We start from the raw sequence: 16,616 nt of genomic DNA, 5'->3' as shown, positions 1-16,616 counted from the left end.
GTTCGACGACTGCGATATGACGCTACACAGACGAGCTAGAGCGGGCAATAGTGCTGCAATAGTGCAGATTCCAGCCCCGCAAAATGACTGAATTCCACTGCGTTTTCCGGTTGGAAAATAGGGGTGCGTCGGTAGGCTTATCGACAGTGGCCGAGAACGCCGTCGGGTGGCTTGAGAAGGACGACGGTGGAGTCGTAGGCGGTCCCTTAATCGAGGCTGGGCCCACGGGGCGCGGCCTCGGTGCGGCCCGCGCGCTGCTGGTGGGAATGCTGTTCATTCAGGTGGGCGGCGGCCTCCAGGGAGTGCTGCTAGGCGTGCGAACCGAGTCAGAGGGATTCGGTCTGGCCGTGAGCGGCATCGTCATGGCCAGCTTCTTCTTCGGATTCTTGATCGGGACCCGCCTGGCCGAGCATTTTCTGGCCGCGGTGGGCCACATCCGGGTGTTCGCCGCGCTGGCCTCGATGGCCTCCGGGGTGTCCATCCTCCACCTCTTATGGATCAACCCCACCGCGTGGGCCCTATTGCGGTTGGTATTCGGCGTCTGTATAGCCGGCGTTTTGGTAGTGGTGGAGTCGTGGCTCAACGACATGGCCACCAACGCCACCCGGGGACGATTGCTCTCGATGTACATGGTGTCGTCGATGGGCGGGCTCACCCTCGGCCAGTTGCTGTTGAACGGCGGCGACCCCGAGGGTTTCGAACTGTTCGTGATCTCCTCGGTGCTCATCTCCGCGGCGCTGGTTCCCATCACGCTGTCGGCTACCAGCGCTCCCCCGCTGACCGTGCCCGAGCCGCTGTCGATGCGTCAGCTCATCTCCCTGGCGCCCCTCGGCGTGCTCACCGCCTTGTGTGCGGGAATCAGCCACGGGACGGTGCTCGGGGTAGGCGCGGTTTACGCCGCCTACGAGGGACTGTCGACGTCCCGGATTGCCCTGTTCCTGGTGTCGGCCACCGCAGGAGCCATCGCCTTCCAGTGGCCGCTGGGGTCGGTGTCTGATCGGGTATCGCGCCGGGCTGTGATCTTTGTGGTGGCCGCCGCAGCCGCATCTATTGCCGGGATTCTGCCCTTGGTCGAACCAGGGTCGGCACTGTCGTTGTTTCTCATGTTCTGCTTCGGCGGCATGACTTTCCCCCTCTATTCGCTGGCCATGGCCTTTGCCGGCGACCGGGTGCCGACGTCCCAGCTAAACGGCGCCAGCGCTGCGCTAGTGCGAACTGCCGGATTTGGCTCGATCATCGGACCAGTGATCGGCGGCGTGGTCATGGCGCTGACCGCGCCCTGGACTTTCTTTCTGGTGCTGGTGGGAGCTCACGCGGTAATCGTGGTCTATACCGGGTGGCGGATCGTGGCTCGAGACGGCATCCCGGTTGACCAGCAAGGCGAGTGGGTGCCGTGGCCCATGCGAGCGTCGGCAATGGCCGTGAACTTGCTGCGCCGTCCACCGCGGCCCTTCTCGCGAAACGGCGGGTCGGGCCCCGGCAAAGCCGTTTGACCATTTTTCTATAGCTAGTTTCCAATAATTTCCCTATATTCCATATATGCCCGCTGTGGGAATGGATGCCGAGGCAGCCTTTGACCTAGCCATCGACTACTTGGCCGCGGCCGACGAGATCGACCGGCGGCGCCTGCGGTGGGCCGCAGTGGTGGCTGAGGTTGAGTATTGGCTGGGGGGCGAGCAGTACCCGGTAGAGCAGTCGCTGGGCGGGATTGCCCAGCAGCTTCGGGTCGACTCCGAGGACATCTCCCAGAGGGCCCAGATGATTTTGCTCGGCCCCGAGGGGCTGAACCTGGCCCTGTGGGCCATCGAGGTTCTGCGAGATGCTCCCGAGGCGTGGGGCGGAGACGACATTTTGTCGCGGCGCGACCTGGAGGGCTTCGTCACCCGCGCCGACGAGTTGGGGGAGGCGGCCCGCATCCTGCTTACCAACTCCAGCCTGTTGACGATGCTGGACACGGCCAAGAACAACCGCGACTACCTTGCCAACCCCGACGAGGGATTCCACGCCAACGGTGGCGACGGGCGCATCAGCCTCGACGACCTAGATGCCTTCGAGGCCAAGATGTCGGCCTACACCACCTTGCTGCCTTATCTGGCCGCCATAGACACCGCGGCGCAAGGCGATCCGACCAAGGCCGACCGCTTCTTGTCGAAGGCCGACTTCGAGGCCATTGCCGCCGACGAGAGCCTGCCCCCGAATGTTCGACAAGCCGCTGCGGCTGTCATCGCCCATGGCGCCTACCACCGCAAGGACGGCTTCGGCTGGGACGACGTGGGGTTCTGGGCCATGGAGGCCGCCGGGGTGCTACCAGTGGTGGGCGAGATCGTGGATACCACCCGGGCGCTGCATGCCCTGTCGCAGGGAGACTGGAAGTCGGCTCTGATGTTCGCCGGAAGGGTGGCCATGCCTCTGGGTACGGGCAAAACCCTGAGTGCCGCCCGGGCGATGGTGGAGATGGGCCGCCGCCGGGCATTCAAGGAGATGCAGTACTACACCATCACCCAGTCGGCAGAGAAGGCCAAGAGGAAGGTGGCCAAGACCGTCCGCAAGAGAGCAACCAACAAGGCCAGGGAGACCTACGACGATTGGCGGGACGACTCGCCGGCGGGATTCGAGTACCTGTCATCTGTGCCCCGCCCGTAGTCTTGTCGCATGGTCTCAGAGCTGTTCGACGCCGAGCGGTGGAAGCCGTTGGAGGGGTTCGACCTGACCGACGTGACCTATCACCGCGCCGTGAACCAGGCCACGGTGCGGATCGCCTTCGACCGGCCCGAGGTGCGCAACGCCTTTAGGCCCCACACGGTGGACGAGTTGTATCGCACCCTGGACCACGCCCGCATGACCCCCGATGTGGGCACCGTGCTGCTGACCGGCAACGGGCCGTCGCCAACCGACGGCGGGTGGGCATTCAGCTCGGGGGGCGACCAGCGCATTCGGGGAGCCGACGGCTACCAGTACGCCAGCGGCGACACCGCCGACACGGTGGACGATGCCCGCACCGGGCGCCTCCACATCTTGGAGGTGCAGCGGCTCATCCGATTCATGCCCAAAGTGGTGATCGCGGTGGTGCCGGGGTGGGCGGCCGGCGGCGGCCACAGCCTGCACGTGATCTCCGATATGACCCTGGCGTCGGCCGAACACGCCATGTTCAAGCAGACCGACGCCGATGTGGCCAGCTTCGACGGCGGATTCGGATCGGCCTACCTGGCCCGCCAGGTGGGCCAGAAGCGGGCCCGGGAAGTGTTCTTCGTGGGCAAGGCCTACACCGCGGCCGAGGCATACGAGATGGGCATGGTCAACGCGGTGGTGCCCCACGCCGACCTGGAGCAGACCGCTCTGGAGTGGGCCGCAGCGGTGAACGCCAAGAGCCCCACCGCCCAGCGCATGCTGAAGTTCGCCTTCAACCTGATCGATGACGGCCTGGTGGGCCAGCAGGTGTTCGCCGGGGAGGCCACTCGCCTGGCCTACGGCACCGACGAGGCCGCCGAGGGCCGAGACTCGTTCCTCGAGAAGCGCGACGCGGATTTCTCCCAGTTCCCGTATCACTTCTAGGTCGGTCTTGTACTGGCTCTAGGGTGCGGTCATGGCCGACTCCCCCGCTTCCGACCCCGCCACCGATCCAAGTTTTTCTCCCCGACCTGATGCCGCGTCACTGGACGCCGCCCAGATGTTCGACTTGTCGGGCCGGGTGGCCATCGTCACCGGGGGCAGCCGGGGCATCGGGCTGTCCATCGCCCACGGCTATGCCGCCCAGGGGGCCAAGGTGGTGGTGGCCAGCCGCAAGGCCGACGCCTGCGATCTAGCCGTGGCCGAGATCGCCGAAGCCGGCGGCGAGGCCTTGGCCGTGCCGGTCCACATGGGCGATCTCGACAGCGTCAACCGGCTGGTAGACACCACCCTGGGGCACTATGGCCAGCTCGACATCGTGGTGAACAACGCGGCCAACCCGCTGGGCCTCCCCATGGAGCACATCACCCCCGAAACATGGGAAAAGTCGTTCACCGTGAATCTGCGAGGGCCATTCTTCTTGTTCCAGCGCTGCCTGCCCGCGCTGTTGGATTCCGACCACGCCTCGGTCATCAACGTGATCTCCGTGGGGGCTTACATCCCGGCAGCCGACACCTCCATGTACAGCGCAGCCAAGGCCGGCCTGTTGTCGTTCACCCGCTCAATGGCCGGCGTCTACTCCCCGCAGGGAATCCGGGTTAACGCCATCGCCCCTGGCACCGTGGACACCACCATGACCCGCAACACTGGCCCCGAGGCCATGGCCCGCATGTCCGACCTCAGCCAAATCGGGCGCATCGGCCACCCCGACGAGTTGGTCGGCGCCGCCCTGTTGTTGGCTTCCGACGCCGGCAGCTACATCACCGGCCAATGCATAATCGTCGACGGCGGCTTCATCCCCGCGAGGTAGAACTGGTGTGACAATCTGCAAGTACTACTTTCAGATTGTGCAGAACTGAAGGACTTGGGTTAGGCGACTTTGAACAGGGTGGCGGCGTTTTGGCGCATGATTTGGCGCTGCTCGTCTTGGGGGCGATTCTCGATGAGGGTGACGAAGGAGTTGGGGTCGGCGATGCCTTCGGGGTGGGGGTGGTCGGAGCCGAATAGGACTTGGGTGGGGCCGATGCGGTCGGCCAATGCCTCGACGTCGTCTTCGGGGTAGGGGGACACAAAGCAGCACTGCTTGAAGATCTCGCTGATGCGCCCCGCCGGGCGGCCGGCGGGCCAGGGGCCGAAGCGGGCCATGCCCTTCTTCTTGTCCATCAAGGTGAGCAGGTAGTGGACCCAGTCGGAGCCGTTCTCGATGCTCAAGAAGTTGAGGTTGGGGAAGCGGGCGTGCATGTTGCCGTAGAGCAGCGCCCCGAACGTCTCCATGATGGGGCGGTCACCGTGGAGGAAGGCCCACTGGAATGCCGACATCTCCCGCACGTTGGCCACAGGGTCGTCACCCATGCGCACTGCGAGGTCGCCGTAGCGCAGATCGGAGATGTGGAACGCCACCGGGACCTGAGCCTCGTTGAGGCGGGCCCAAAACGGGTCGTAGTAGGGATCGGCGATCGAGCGGCCCTCGCCACCCCACGGGCACGGCCGCAGGTGCACGATGCGGGCCCCGGCTTCAAGCACCCGGTCGAGCTCCTCGATGGCGTGCTCCCGGTCGAGTAGCGACAGCAGCGGCGGGGTGAACAGCCGATCCTTGTGCACATAACCCCAGTCGTCTTCCAGCCACCGGTTGAAGGCCCGCAGGTTGGCGTAGGTCTGCTCGACGTCGTCCACCATGTACTCCTCCACCGACACCCCGAAGGTGGGCAGCAAGATGGCCCACTCCACGCCCTGGCTGTCGAGCAGGTCGAGGCGGGCGTCGGGCTGCTTGTAGGCGGGGAGCATGTTCTCGGCGGTGTAGGCGTCGCCCCAGCTCAGGTCGGGGTTATCCCGCTTGGCCTTGAACATCTCGTACATAGAACCGGGCGCGTTGGTCTTGTCGAACTTCACGTGCATGAAGTTGTAGGGCCGGTCCCCCACTTTGACTTCCCACTCCCCATCGGCCCTTTGGCTAGCGGTAATGGCCTTGTCCCGGTAGCGGGACTCGATGTGGCGGCTGAAGCAGTCGGGTGCCTCGTAATAGTGGTTGTCGGAGTCGAACGTTCGGTAGCCGAGGTCGGCCATGGGGTTCAGCTTAGGTTCTGGGTGTGACCGGTAGCCCAGCGGCTACTGGATGCCCAAGACGAGCAAGTCGATCGTCAACGCGACGGCGAAGTGGAGGGCGGCGCCTAGGTAGACGGAGCCGGTGCGGAGGCTGAGGAAGCCGAGGACGGTGCCGGCAACGATGGAGCCGAGGGCTTCGGCCAGGGGTTTGGTGAGGTGGATCATCACGTAGGGGATGAGGGCGATGAACACAGCCATGGCGCCGAACCGTCGGGCGAGGCCGTGGACCAGCGCGCCGCGGAAGAAGAACTCAAGGGCCAGGAACTGCCCGGCGTACACCGCCTCCCAGATGTAGAAGCGGGGCCAATAGCCGATGCCGGGGGGCGGTTCGTAGAACGGGTAGGTGTCTTGGAATTCGCCGTTGAAGCTGGCCGCCACCACGAACGGCACCAGCACCACATACAGGCCCACATAGAGGGGCGCGTGGCGGCGGAGGTCAGGGCCTGCCTTGAGACCGAGGTCTCGCAGGCGGGTGCGCAGCACGTAACGGGCCACCAGAACGGCGGGCACCACGTAGACCACCCAGCGGAACAGGCCCCAGTACATGCGGCGGTTGAAACCGGCGTGTTCGGATTGGCCCAAGGCTCGCTCGAAGCGGTCGGACAGCCCGTCGAGAGCCACGCCGTCGAGGGTGACGGTAAGCCAGTCTGTGGTGGATGAAAGGCCGCCGTAGCGAATGGCGATGACGGTGCCGATGGCCAGCAGAATCAGCACCACCGCGTCGCGATCCACCTCCCCCTGTGCTGGAGCCGTGGCCCGAATCCGGCCGCCGATCCTGCTCATCGCCGGGGAGCGAGAGTCACGGGGTGAGGTACCACCCGCCGGAGATGTTGATCACCTGGCCGGTGATGTGGGCCGACTCGTCGCTGCACAAGAAGGCGATGGTGTTGGCCACATCCTCGGGCTCGGCGTGTCGGCGCAGCGGGGTCTCTGCCCGGAACGACTCGTAGTACTCGGCCTGGGCGTCCACCCACTTCGACCGCACCAAGCCGGGAGCCACCGCATTCACCCTGATGTTATGCGGTCCACCCTCGATGGCGGCTCCTCGGGTGACCTCATTGAGGCCGGCCTTGGCCGCGGCGTACGGCCCCTCCCGGCCGTTGCCCCCCAGGTAGGCGGCTACCGAAGACACGTTCACTATGCGCCCCCACTGGCGATCCCGCATGGCCCCGATGGTGCGCCAGATCAGCCACCAGCAGGCGGTGAGGTCCACGGCGATGACGTTGTCCCAGTCTTCGGGGTCGAAGTCGAAAATGCTGCCCTGGACGTTGATCGCCGCGCTGTTCACCAAGATGTCCACCGACCCCATCTCGTCGTAGACCTCGTCCATGGTCTCGGCCATGCGCTCCCGATCGCCGATGTCGGCCGCCGCCGCCATCACCGGCACATCGAAGGCCTCTCGCAGGGCCTCGGCCGTCTCGTTGGTGCGGCGCTCATGGTTGTCCAACACCACGATGCCGGCCCCAAAGGAGGCCAGCGCCCGACAGGTGGTCGACCCAATGGCTGCCCCCGCCGCCCCGGTGACCAACGCCACCCTCCCCCCAAATTCACTCTCCGCAGGCATGGGGAGATGGTAGCTATCCAGCGAGGGCGCGGTTGCGGGCGTGGCGTTTGGCGGCGGCTACGGCGGTCATGGCTTCGGTGAAGCGGGTGAAGGTGGGGAGGTTGGCGTCGAGGCAGGTTTGCTGGATGCGGGCGGCGGTCTCAGGTGGGGCGCAGTCGAGGTTGCGGAGCACGAGGGACAGGCGGGTGTGGGGCCACTGGGTGGTGGCGGCTGCGGTGGTCTCGATGATGGGGAAGAGGCGCTCGATGCCGTCTCCGGCGTAGCTGAAGAAGGCCTGGACGTTGGTGTGGACCACCACGTCGGGATAGGGCTGGGTCTGCAAGATGGGGTCGAGGGCTTGCACCAGCACATCGGGCTCCGACACCGGGCCGAATCCGATCTCGATGGGGTTGCGGACGCTGGCCCCCACGCCGTAGCCGAGGTCCTTGAGAGCCTGCTGGCCCTGGTCGCTCACCGTGGTGGTAACCAGGCCAGCCCCGTCGGCGGCATCGGTGCCTAGCACCGAGGCGCCTCCGCCCACGCCCAGTACCAGGGTGTCGAGCTCTCCGCCGATGTCGGCATCGGCCCAGCGTTGGAGATAGGCCACCGCAGAGAGCAGTTCCTCGATGGTGCCCACGATGCTGACCCCGGCCGACGCGCTGATGGCGTCCCAGATCCGGTGGTCGGCCACCAAGGCTCCGGTGTGCGAAACCGCCGCTCCCCTTCCCTGGGCGGTTCGACCGCCGACCAGCATCACCACCGGCTTGCGGCCCTTGGCGGCGTGAAGTGCGTCGGTGAGGCGGCGGCCGTCGCGGGGATCCTCCAGGTACATGCCGATAATGGCGCTGTCGGGATCGTCAACCAGCCACTCCAACAGCTCACCGGGCGTGACGTCGATGCTGTTGCCGACGGTACAGAGCTTGGATAGACGGATGCCCCGGATGGCTCCGGCCTTGACCATGTCGCCGGCCAACCCCCCGCTTTGGGAGATCATGGACACCCGCCCGGCCTTGGTGGGGGCGTTGCGCAGGAAGGTTTGCCGGCCGGCAGGGCTGTAAGCCCCCAGGCAGTTGGGGCCGAGCACCCGCACCCCCGACTGCCGGGCGGCGTTGGCCAGCTCGTCTTCGAGGTTGGCGCCCTCGGCGCTGGCCTCTCGGAACCCGCCGCTGATGATGTGGACGAACTGGGCCTTGCCCGCGGCCCCTCGCACGAGATCGGCGCAGGCGGCGGCGGGGACTGCACCAACCACGTAGTCCACCTCGCCGTCGATGTCGGCCACCGATGGCACCGCGGGCACACCGTCGATCTCCGATGCTTTGGGGTGGACGGCCCAAAGCGTGCCCGGCCCCCAGCCCAGCTCCTTGTATGCGGTCAGAAAGGTGTTGCCGAAGCCGGGTCGGCTGGTGGAAGCCCCGGCCACCGCGATGCCCCGGGGGGCGAACAGGGGGCCGAAGTCAGTTTTCGGCCGCTCGGGGTGCGCTTCGGTGGGTGCTTCCCGGGTGATGAGCCGGGCATCCACCGCAATGGCACCGTCGGGGCCGGCGATCACCGGGTTGCACTCCAGCTCTCCTAGCGAGTCGCCCAGTTGTACGGCCAACCCGTCCGGTCCGGCCACGGCCAGCAGCAGCTCGATGAGCGCGTCGATGTCGACGGGTGGCTGGCCCCGGAACCCCGTCAGCAGCTCGGCCCCTTTGAAACCGGCAACCATTTCTTCGGCATCGGCTCGGGAGATGGGAGCCAGCCGCAACACCACCTCGTCCAACACCTCGGTGAGCGTGCCGCCCAGCCCGAGGGCCGCCACCGATCCGAACGGGGGCCGGTCCACCACCCCGATCAATAACTCGACTCCGGCATCGGCCTGCTCCTCCACCAGGAAACCGTCGAGCCGACCTCCGGCTTCGGTCACCGCCACGGCCATCTGGGCGGCCTCGTAGTTCAGCTCATAGGCCGCCACTCCCAGGCGCACCGCCCCCACGTCGCTCTTGTGGACCAAACTGCCGCCGAAGCCCTTCAGCACCAGCGGCTCGTCCATTCCGTGGGCGGCCACCAGGTCGGCCAGCATGGACGGGTTGGCCACCGTGTCGGCATAGGCCGCGACCACGCCCTTGGGCACAGCCACCCCGGCGGCGGCCAACAGGGCTTTGACCTCGGGCTCGGGAACGGTCATCCCAGTCGGGTGAACACCCGGCGGGCGGTGTCGCCGAGCAGGTTGGCCCGGGCCTCGTCACCCAGTTCCACCTCAGAAAGCTGACCCAGGGCGTGGCGGTGGCCCACGGTGGGAAAGCCCGTGCCCCACAGGCACTTGCGCCGCCCAGCACCGTTCATGAACGCCACCAGCTCGCCCGACCAGTGCCGGGGTGGATACACCGAGGTGCCCAGGTACACGTTGGGGAACTTGAGGGCCATGGCGATGCACTCGGCCACCCACGGCCAGCCGGTGTGCGACAGCACGAAGCGCACTTGGGGGAAATACAGGGCGGGCCGGTCAATGCTGATGGGCACGCCGCACTCGCTGGGCATGAGCCCGCCGGAGGTGCCGGCCTGCATGACGAAGGGCACGTCATGGGTGGCGCAGAGGGCGTAATAGGGGTAGTAGTCGGCGTGGTCGAAGCGGCGGTCGAAGCTGTGGGTGTGGGTGTGCAGGCCCACGCACCACGGCTGCTCCAACATGGCGGCAGCCTCGGCAACCCCGGCCATCCCGGTGCGGGGGTCGATGGACCACTGGCCCAAGAACCGGCCGGGGTGGTCGGCGGCCAGCCGCTCCATATCCTCGGGTTGGGCGGCCACCAACTCGAAGTCGGTGGCCTCGGGGTGGGCGGGCCGGTGGATTACGGGCAGGATCACCGCGGCGATGCCCAGTTCGTCCAAGCGGGCCACCATGGTGTCGGCGTCGCAGAAGGAGTCGGTGTCGTCGGTGCGGACCTTCACGGCAATGCCGGTGGCCTCCAGGGCCGCGTTCCACACGTCGGCCTGTTCGGGAAAGAACCGGTTGCACCAGTAGTCGATGGCACCGCCAGCCAGCACCGAATCGGTCATGGCCGCTCGTCCTTGAAGCGCACCAGCTTGGCCGCGCCTGTGGCCATGCCGGTGAGCCCGTCCAGCTCGCCGGGGCCAACCACCTCGGCGGTCATCCGCACGCTCATGACCTCCTTGATCCGGCCTTCCACCCGCTCCGCCACCGCACCGAACTCATCGGCAGGGGCGTCGCTGGCCACCATCACGATCATCTCGTCGCGGTTGGCGGCCCGGACCGCCCGGCAGAAGAAATCCTCAGTCACCCCAGACACGTCGCTGATCACCTCGCCGATGGCCTCTGGCCATACGTTCACCCCCCTCAGCTTGACCATGTTGTCGCCCCGCCCGGCGAACGGCCCCATGCGCCGCAGCCACGAGCCGCACTCGCACTGGCCCGGCGGGTACAAGAACGACAGGTCCATGATGTTGTACCGGAACTGGGGCGAGCCGGTCTTGTAGATCTCGGTGATCACCAGCGCCCCCTGGGTGCCGTCGGGCACCTGTTCGCCGGTCTCGGGATCCACGATCTGCACCACGAAGCAGTCCTCGAAGATGTGGAGTTGGCCGTTGCGCAGCGGGCACTCGATGGACACGTTCTGCACCTCGTGGAACCCGTAGGGCTGGGCCGGGGTCACCCCCCACACCTCCTTAACCCGCTCGGCGTCGCCAATGTGGCCGCCGGGCAAGGCCCGGATGTTGAAGTCGGCCTTGGGGTCGAGGCCCATCTCCACCGCGGTCTCAGCCATCTTCAACATGTAGTCGCCGGTGGTCAAGATGGCCGCCGCCCCGTATTCATAAGCCAGCTCCACCTGCTTGCGGGTGGAGGTCACATTGCCGGTGCCGGTAGTGAGCACCACGCAGTTGAGCCAGCGGTACAGCGCCTCGTCGAAAGCGTGGGCCCCGTTGTGGGTGGAATAAGCCCAGGCGTTGACCACCACGTCGCCGGGGCGAATCCCCTCGGCGTAAAGCGCCCGAGCCATGGTGATGGCCCCCACTTCCCGGTCCCAGGCGGTGTAGAGGGTGGGCCGAGAACGCCCGGTGGTCCCCCCCGACACATACAGCCGCATGGGCTCGTTGCGAGCGTCTTCGAGGCCGATGCTCTGGTAGTCGCCCAGCGGGGGGTTCTCGTTGATCGACGCCCGGATGTCGTCCACGGTGTAGGCCGGCGCCCGCCACAGGTCATCGAGGGTGCAGAGCTGGTCGGGGTGGAACCCTGCCGCCTCCCACCGCTTGCGGAAGAACGGCACCTGCCAGGCCCGCTGAGCCCGATCTTGGAGACGCAGGAGCTGCTTGCGGGCGATGGTGTCGGGATCTTCAAAGAATGTGGTCTCGAAGTACTCCGGCGGGGGCGGGAACAGGCGCGCAATGGCCTCGTAGTCCAGCTCGTGCGGGCGGCGCATCCCCGTGCTCATAGAACTGCCACGGTACCCGCGACGGCGATGGGGGTGACAGACCGGCCGCACCGCCCATGCACCAGACCACAGTCGGCCACTACCGTTTCGGCTGTGAAGATCATCTCGGCCGATTGCCACATCAACGAGCCGCCCCACGTATTCGAGCGGGTACCCGAGGAGTACCAAGACCGCATCCCCCGGATGATGCCCGCGCCCGATGGGGGCGACGGCTGGTCGTTCGACGGCGGACCGCCCAAGCGCAGCTTCGGCATCGAGGCCATGGCCGGGGTGGCCAAGAAGGACTACAAGCTCTCGGGCATGAAATTCGAGGAGATCATGCCGGGCAACTACGACGGCACCGCCCACTGCGCCGACATGGACCTCGACGGGGTGTGGGGCTCGGTGGTGTACCCGGCCAACTCCATCTTCACCTACCTGGAGCCCGACCGGGGCCTGGCCGTGGCTTGCATGCGCTCGTACAACGACTGGGTGCTCGACGAATTCCAGGGCGCGGCGCCCGACCGGCTGCGGGGTCTACCCATGCTGCCCACCGAGGACGGCATGGAGATCACCCTGGCCGAGGTTGACCGGGTGGTGGAGAAGGGGGCCAAGGGGCTGTTCGTCCCCGGCATGCCCACCCGGCCCTACAACGACCCCTACTACGAGCCGCTGTGGAAGGCGTGTTCAGAGCTGGACGTGCCGGTCACCTTCCACCGCACCTTCGGCGGCAAGCCGCCCGACTCCGACTGGGACGAGCTGGTGGAGCAGAACGTATCGGTGCCCGGCATTGTCAACCGGTTCTTCAGCGCGGTGCGCCCCCTCACCTACATGATCTTCGCCGGCATCTTCGACCGGCACCCCAACCTCAAAGTGGTGGCCGCCGAAGTGAATTACGGCTGGGTCCCGTTCTGGTACCAGACCATGGACGACGAGTTCCACACCCAGGCCGCCTGGTCGGACTCCCCCATGGAGCGCGCCCCCAGCAGCTACCTGGGCACCAACGTGTTCGTCACCGGCCTCGACGACCACAACGGCCACATGCAGATGCGCAGCGGCAACCAGACCCTGGTGGACATGTCCATGTGGTCGTCCGACTACCCCCACTCGGTAACCCTGTGGCCCGACAGCCGCAAGATCATCGCCGAGCTGGTCGACGGCATGACCGAGTCCGACACCCAAAAAGTCCTCTACGCCAACGCCGCCCGCGTCTACAAGTACAACTGATTGCCCGCGGCCGTCGATAGGGGCAGCGCAGCCCTGCGCTACTGGTGGCGGCGGTCTTTGAAGTCTTCGGGGAGGTCGATGGGAGGGTCGGGGAGTTTGGTGATGTTGCGGCTAGCGAGGAGGGATTCGAAGCCCTCGGGGTCGGCGGCCCAGGAGGCGGCGTCGCCCATCATTACCTCGAAGAGCTCTACGCCGTCGGGGCCGGCGATGAGAGGGCCTAGGGCGGCGCCGTGGGGCAGTTCGATGTGGGTGCCGGTGGGGCAGTGGACGTCGCCGCACATCAGATCGCCGCTCAGCACATACATCACCTGCGGGGAGTGGTGGCCGTGGCGGTGCACGATCATGCCCGGGTCCCAACGGGCCCACATCGACAGGTACTGCTTGCCAGCGCTGCCGAAGGTGAACCACTTCTCCCACACCGACTTCTGCCCGTCGGGGTGCATCTGGGTGCGGACCTGCTGGGTCTTCAGGTCCTCATCGTCGAGGTGCCGGAAGATCGGCTCCATACCGGGAACCTCATGGGGCGACGCCATCGCTCAGCTCACCCCGGCAGGAACTTTGGGCACGTAGTCCGAGGGGTCGTAGGTGTAGGTGGTGGCCTCGATGAACTCGGTGGGCAAATAGCCCTCCGGGAACCGATACAGGTCGAGGGCGTTGTCCCACAGGATCTTGCGCTTGGACTCGTCGGAGATCTTGGGCAGGTCCAAGAACGACTGCACCGCTAGCGGGTATTTGGAGTCGGGGTGCGGATAGTCGCTCTCCCACACGATCTTGTCGTCGCCCAACTCGTCGATCACGTGGTACACCAGATACTCGTCGGGCTCCACCGAGATGAAGCAGTTGTCCTGGAAATACTCCTGGGGCGACTTGGTCAGCCCCGGCTTCTCATAGTCGCCCGACAGCTCGATGTGCTCCTCCATTCGCCACAGCCACCACGGCAGCCAGGCGCAGTTGGCCTCCATGTAGGCCACCCGCAGCCGGGGGAACCGCTCGAAGACCCCATTGCAGATCATCGACAGCATGGCCATCTGGGCCTCGTGGGGATGGCAGACGGTGTGCCACTCGGTGAAGGTCTCGAACCGGTCGGCACCGGCCGAGGCCCCGTTGTGGCCCATGAAGTCGTGGGTGGCGAACGCGCAGTCCAGGTCTTGGAGCAGCTCGTACATGGGGTCGTAGTAGGGGTCGCCCAGCATCCGGCGGTTGAACATGTTGGGCCGAGCGAAGAAGCACCGGGTGCCCAGGTGGTCATAGGCGTACTGGATCTCCTCCACCGCCCGGTGCACATCGTTCATCACCACCGGCCCCGAGGCGATGACCCGCCCGCCGGACATCTCCCGCATCTCCTGGCCCCAGCGGTTGTAGGCCCGGCACATGCCGGCCTGGAGCTCAGGGTCCATGCCGTCGGACCACAGGTCGTATCCCGGGCCGTAGATCACCATGAAGTCCATGCCGTCGAGCGGCATGGCCTGGGCCACCGCGTCGCCGGGAAAGCCGTTGTCCACCACGGCCTGGCCGTACTTGGCCCGCATGTGGTCGTAGGTCCAGTTCACCGCCTCCATGAAGTCGCCGTAGATGGTGACCCGGCTCTGGGTGTAGCGGCCGTCCACGGTGGCGGGGCGGAACGTCTCCCGGCCGGGGACCTCTTTCCAACCCACCCGGTGCTGGAAGCGCTTGTCCAAGAACCGCGCCCACAGGTTCTTGGGCTCCACCACGTGCCCGTCGGCGTCGAAAACCTTGTACCCGTGCCGCATGTCCAGCTCTCCTCCATTGCCGGCGTCTCCAAATTGGTCTGCCCACAGTATTTCAATTGCACGGTAGGCGGTAGCAGACAAGCTGGCGAACCCACGCCACCGGCCGAGACCTACTATTGCCCGTTCCCTATGTCCACTGCATCTGATCAACGAGCGCTGAGGGCCGTCGCTGTCCAGTTCTTTGTCAACGGAGCGATTTTCGCATCCTTTATTCCCCGGCTTCCCGAGATCCGAGACCGAGTGGACATCAGCGTCGCCGAAGTCGGCTTGCTCATGTCGATTGCAGGAGTCAGCGGCTTGGTCGGCAGTGCGGTGGTCAGTCCGACGGTCAGCCGCTTGGGAACCCGGCGGGTGATGCTGTTCGCTGGCGCCCTCACGTCGCTCTCGCTGCCGGTCATCGGAGTCGCTCGCACGCCGTGGGTGCTGCTGGTTGGCTTGATCGCCCTGCAAACCTTTGACGTGCTCATGGACGTCGCCATGAACATGCAAGGATCGTGGCTGAGCGCTCGGCGGCACACGCCGGTGATGACCCGCCTGCACGGCCTGTGGAGCCTCGGGACCGTGATCGGAGGAGTTTCGGCCTCTCGAATCGCCGGGGCGAACATCTCGGTTTCCGTCCACCTAGTGTGCGCCACGGCGATCTTGCTCCTAGCCCTCGGTTTTGCCAGCCGGAGCTTGCTCCGAGTTGACGAGCACCCCGGCGGCGGCTCAACCAATGGGGCCAAACAGGGCAGCCCTGCGAAACGACGGGTATCAGCTGTGCTGGTTGCCTTCCTGCTGGTCGGCTTCCTCTCCATCGCCCTCGAGTCAACCGCCATTGACTGGGCCGCGTTCCGGCTGACTGACGACTTCGCGGCCCCCACCGGCGTGGCTGCCCTGGGCTATGTGGCCGTCGCCGCGGGTATGACCGCTGGCCGATTCTCCGGAGACTTCATCGCAGCTCAAGTGGGCGAAACCCGACTCCTAAGCATGTCGATCATACTGACCGGCGTCGGGCTGTCCGCCGCGACCCTCTCGCCCGACCAGACTCTCACCTTCGGCGGATTCGCCGTCGCCGGCCTGGGGGTCGCCAATTTGAGCCCGATTCTCTACGACACCGCGGCCCAGCATCCCGGACGGCCGGGCACCGGCCTCGGAGCGCTCACCGCCGGACTCCGAACGGCCAACCTCACCGTCCCCCTTCTGGTCGGAACACTGGCCGCCACCCGCCTATCGGTGGGCAGCGCAATCGCGATTGTAACCCTTCCCGCCGTCATCGGATTCCTGGCCATGGCCAGCCTGATATCGGGGGTTCGCAGCCGCGCTCTGGGGGACTAGCCAGACGGAATCAGGTAGCAAACAGCTTCCTGGGCCGACCGCACATAGTCGAGCTCGGTGTCGGGAGGGCAGGGGGCGCCCAGGGGCACCCAGGAGACCAGCTTGCCGTCGTGGGGGTGGTCACATCCCACGTTGATGAGGGTGGTGTTGCTGAAGACGAAGCAATCCCCAGGCTCGGGGCGCGACACAGACACCGGCGCCGATGCGATGATGGGGGTAGTAGAGTCGGAGTCATCGGTGGTCGAGGCGGCGACGAAGATAAGCACGAGCGCCAAGGCCACCATGGCAGCCGCGGCCAAGCTGATCCAGCGCCAGCGGATGCCGACGACCTCAAGAGGCGGGCTCGACGCCTCTAGAGGTGACGATCTGGCCGCTGGGCGAGTGGGGCCGCTGGAGGGTCGGAGAGTGCTGTCCCGAGGTCGCGGGCTGGCCGGACGAGGGGCAGCTTGAGCCAGAGTGCGATCGTAGGCAGCTCGTGACCGGAGATCGCCGAGGATTTCCCAGGCCTCGTTGACCGCTCGCATCTGCTCGGAATCGCCCGACGGGCGGTCGGGATGCCAGCAGCGGGCCTGACGAAGATAGGCCCGGCGGATGGCGTCGGCTTTGGCGTCGGGGGATACACCCAAAACGTCGTAGTGGGACCGTCCCGGCATTACCCCTTAG

General features: G+C 66.3%; 15 protein-coding genes. 6 read left to right on the top strand and 9 right to left on the bottom strand.

The features are described from left to right. Positions 1-146 precede the first annotated feature (146 nt). From ACOOGG_RS12115 to ACOOGG_RS12100, 4 genes are read left to right on the top strand one after another with little or no spacing between them, the layout of a single operon-like run. The gene (locus ACOOGG_RS12115; protein ID WP_420435367.1) at positions 147-1,493 is read left to right on the top strand and encodes an MFS transporter; all 1,347 of its coding nucleotides are present in this window, start codon (positions 147-149) and stop codon (positions 1,491-1,493) included. Between the two features lie 46 nt (positions 1,494-1,539). After that, positions 1,540-2,643, top strand: coding sequence for a hypothetical protein (locus ACOOGG_RS12110; protein ID WP_420435365.1), 1,104 nt, complete (start codon positions 1,540-1,542; stop codon positions 2,641-2,643). A 9-nt stretch (positions 2,644-2,652) separates the two neighbouring features. Next, positions 2,653-3,552: a 1,4-dihydroxy-2-naphthoyl-CoA synthase gene (locus ACOOGG_RS12105; RefSeq protein WP_420435363.1), complete on the top strand. Its 900-nt coding sequence runs from the start codon at positions 2,653-2,655 to the stop codon at positions 3,550-3,552. 31 nt (positions 3,553-3,583) lie between these two features. Beyond that, positions 3,584-4,417 (top strand): SDR family NAD(P)-dependent oxidoreductase, encoded by an 834-nt coding sequence (locus tag ACOOGG_RS12100; protein ID WP_420435361.1) that lies wholly within the window; start codon positions 3,584-3,586, stop codon positions 4,415-4,417. 59 nt (positions 4,418-4,476) lie between these two features. Here the strand turns inward: ACOOGG_RS12100 and ACOOGG_RS12095 are convergent, their stop codons facing one another. The 6 genes from ACOOGG_RS12095 to ACOOGG_RS12070 are packed head-to-tail and all read right to left on the bottom strand — an operon-like array spanning position 4,477 to position 11,679. Then, entirely contained in the window at positions 4,477-5,670 is a 1,194-nt protein-coding gene (locus tag ACOOGG_RS12095) for an amidohydrolase family protein (protein ID WP_420435359.1), read from the bottom strand. Positions 5,671-5,712: 42 nt separating this feature from the next. Continuing rightward, positions 5,713-6,492: a CPBP family intramembrane glutamic endopeptidase gene (locus ACOOGG_RS12090; RefSeq protein ID WP_420435357.1), complete on the bottom strand. Its 780-nt coding sequence runs from the start codon at positions 6,490-6,492 to the stop codon at positions 5,713-5,715. Positions 6,493-6,508: 16 nt separating this feature from the next. Beyond that, positions 6,509-7,273, bottom strand: coding sequence for an SDR family NAD(P)-dependent oxidoreductase (locus tag ACOOGG_RS12085; protein ID WP_420435355.1), 765 nt, complete (start codon positions 7,271-7,273; stop codon positions 6,509-6,511). Positions 7,274-7,286: 13 nt separating this feature from the next. Further along, positions 7,287-9,419: an acetate--CoA ligase family protein gene (locus ACOOGG_RS12080; RefSeq protein ID WP_420435353.1), complete on the bottom strand. Its 2,133-nt coding sequence runs from the start codon at positions 9,417-9,419 to the stop codon at positions 7,287-7,289. Beyond that, the gene (locus ACOOGG_RS12075) at positions 9,416-10,288 is read right to left on the bottom strand and encodes an amidohydrolase family protein (protein WP_420435351.1); all 873 of its coding nucleotides are present in this window, start codon (positions 10,286-10,288) and stop codon (positions 9,416-9,418) included. Before ACOOGG_RS12075 ends, ACOOGG_RS12080 begins: the two co-directional genes overlap by 4 nt. Then, positions 10,285-11,679 (bottom strand): phenylacetate--CoA ligase family protein, encoded by a 1,395-nt coding sequence (locus tag ACOOGG_RS12070; RefSeq protein WP_420435349.1) that lies wholly within the window; start codon positions 11,677-11,679, stop codon positions 10,285-10,287. Before ACOOGG_RS12070 ends, ACOOGG_RS12075 begins: the two co-directional genes overlap by 4 nt. 93 nt (positions 11,680-11,772) lie before the next feature. On the opposite strand from ACOOGG_RS12070, the gene ACOOGG_RS12065 reads away from it, so the two are divergent. Continuing rightward, positions 11,773-12,885 (top strand): amidohydrolase family protein, encoded by a 1,113-nt coding sequence (locus tag ACOOGG_RS12065; protein ID WP_420435347.1) that lies wholly within the window; start codon positions 11,773-11,775, stop codon positions 12,883-12,885. A gap of 38 nt (positions 12,886-12,923) precedes the next feature. Here the strand turns inward: ACOOGG_RS12065 and ACOOGG_RS12060 are convergent, their stop codons facing one another. Together ACOOGG_RS12060 and ACOOGG_RS12055 are read right to left on the bottom strand one after the other, a co-directional pair. After that, on the bottom strand, positions 12,924-13,418 hold the full coding sequence (locus tag ACOOGG_RS12060) for a hypothetical protein (protein WP_420435345.1): 495 nt from the start codon (positions 13,416-13,418) through the stop codon (positions 12,924-12,926). A 3-nt stretch (positions 13,419-13,421) separates the two neighbouring features. Beyond that, positions 13,422-14,636, bottom strand: a complete 1,215-nt coding sequence (locus tag ACOOGG_RS12055) for an amidohydrolase family protein (RefSeq protein WP_420435343.1) — start codon at positions 14,634-14,636, stop codon at positions 13,422-13,424. A gap of 129 nt (positions 14,637-14,765) precedes the next feature. On the opposite strand from ACOOGG_RS12055, the gene ACOOGG_RS12050 reads away from it, so the two are divergent. Next, positions 14,766-15,953 carry an MFS transporter gene (locus tag ACOOGG_RS12050; protein WP_420435341.1) on the top strand — a complete coding sequence of 396 codons (1,188 nt, stop codon included), beginning with the start codon at positions 14,766-14,768 and terminating at the stop codon, positions 15,951-15,953. Here the strand turns inward: ACOOGG_RS12050 and ACOOGG_RS12045 are convergent. Continuing rightward, positions 15,950-16,606, bottom strand: a complete 657-nt coding sequence (locus tag ACOOGG_RS12045; RefSeq protein WP_420435340.1) for a J domain-containing protein — start codon at positions 16,604-16,606, stop codon at positions 15,950-15,952. The two genes, ACOOGG_RS12050 and ACOOGG_RS12045, sit on opposite strands and share 4 nt — an antisense overlap. Positions 16,607-16,616 lie beyond the last annotated feature (10 nt).

This window comes from Candidatus Poriferisocius sp., from assembly GCF_965214065.1.
GTDB lineage: Bacteria > Actinomycetota > Acidimicrobiia > Acidimicrobiales > Bin134 > Poriferisocius.
The sequence above is the reverse complement of the archived record's forward strand: the minus strand, read 5'-3'. Positions and strand labels throughout refer to the sequence as shown.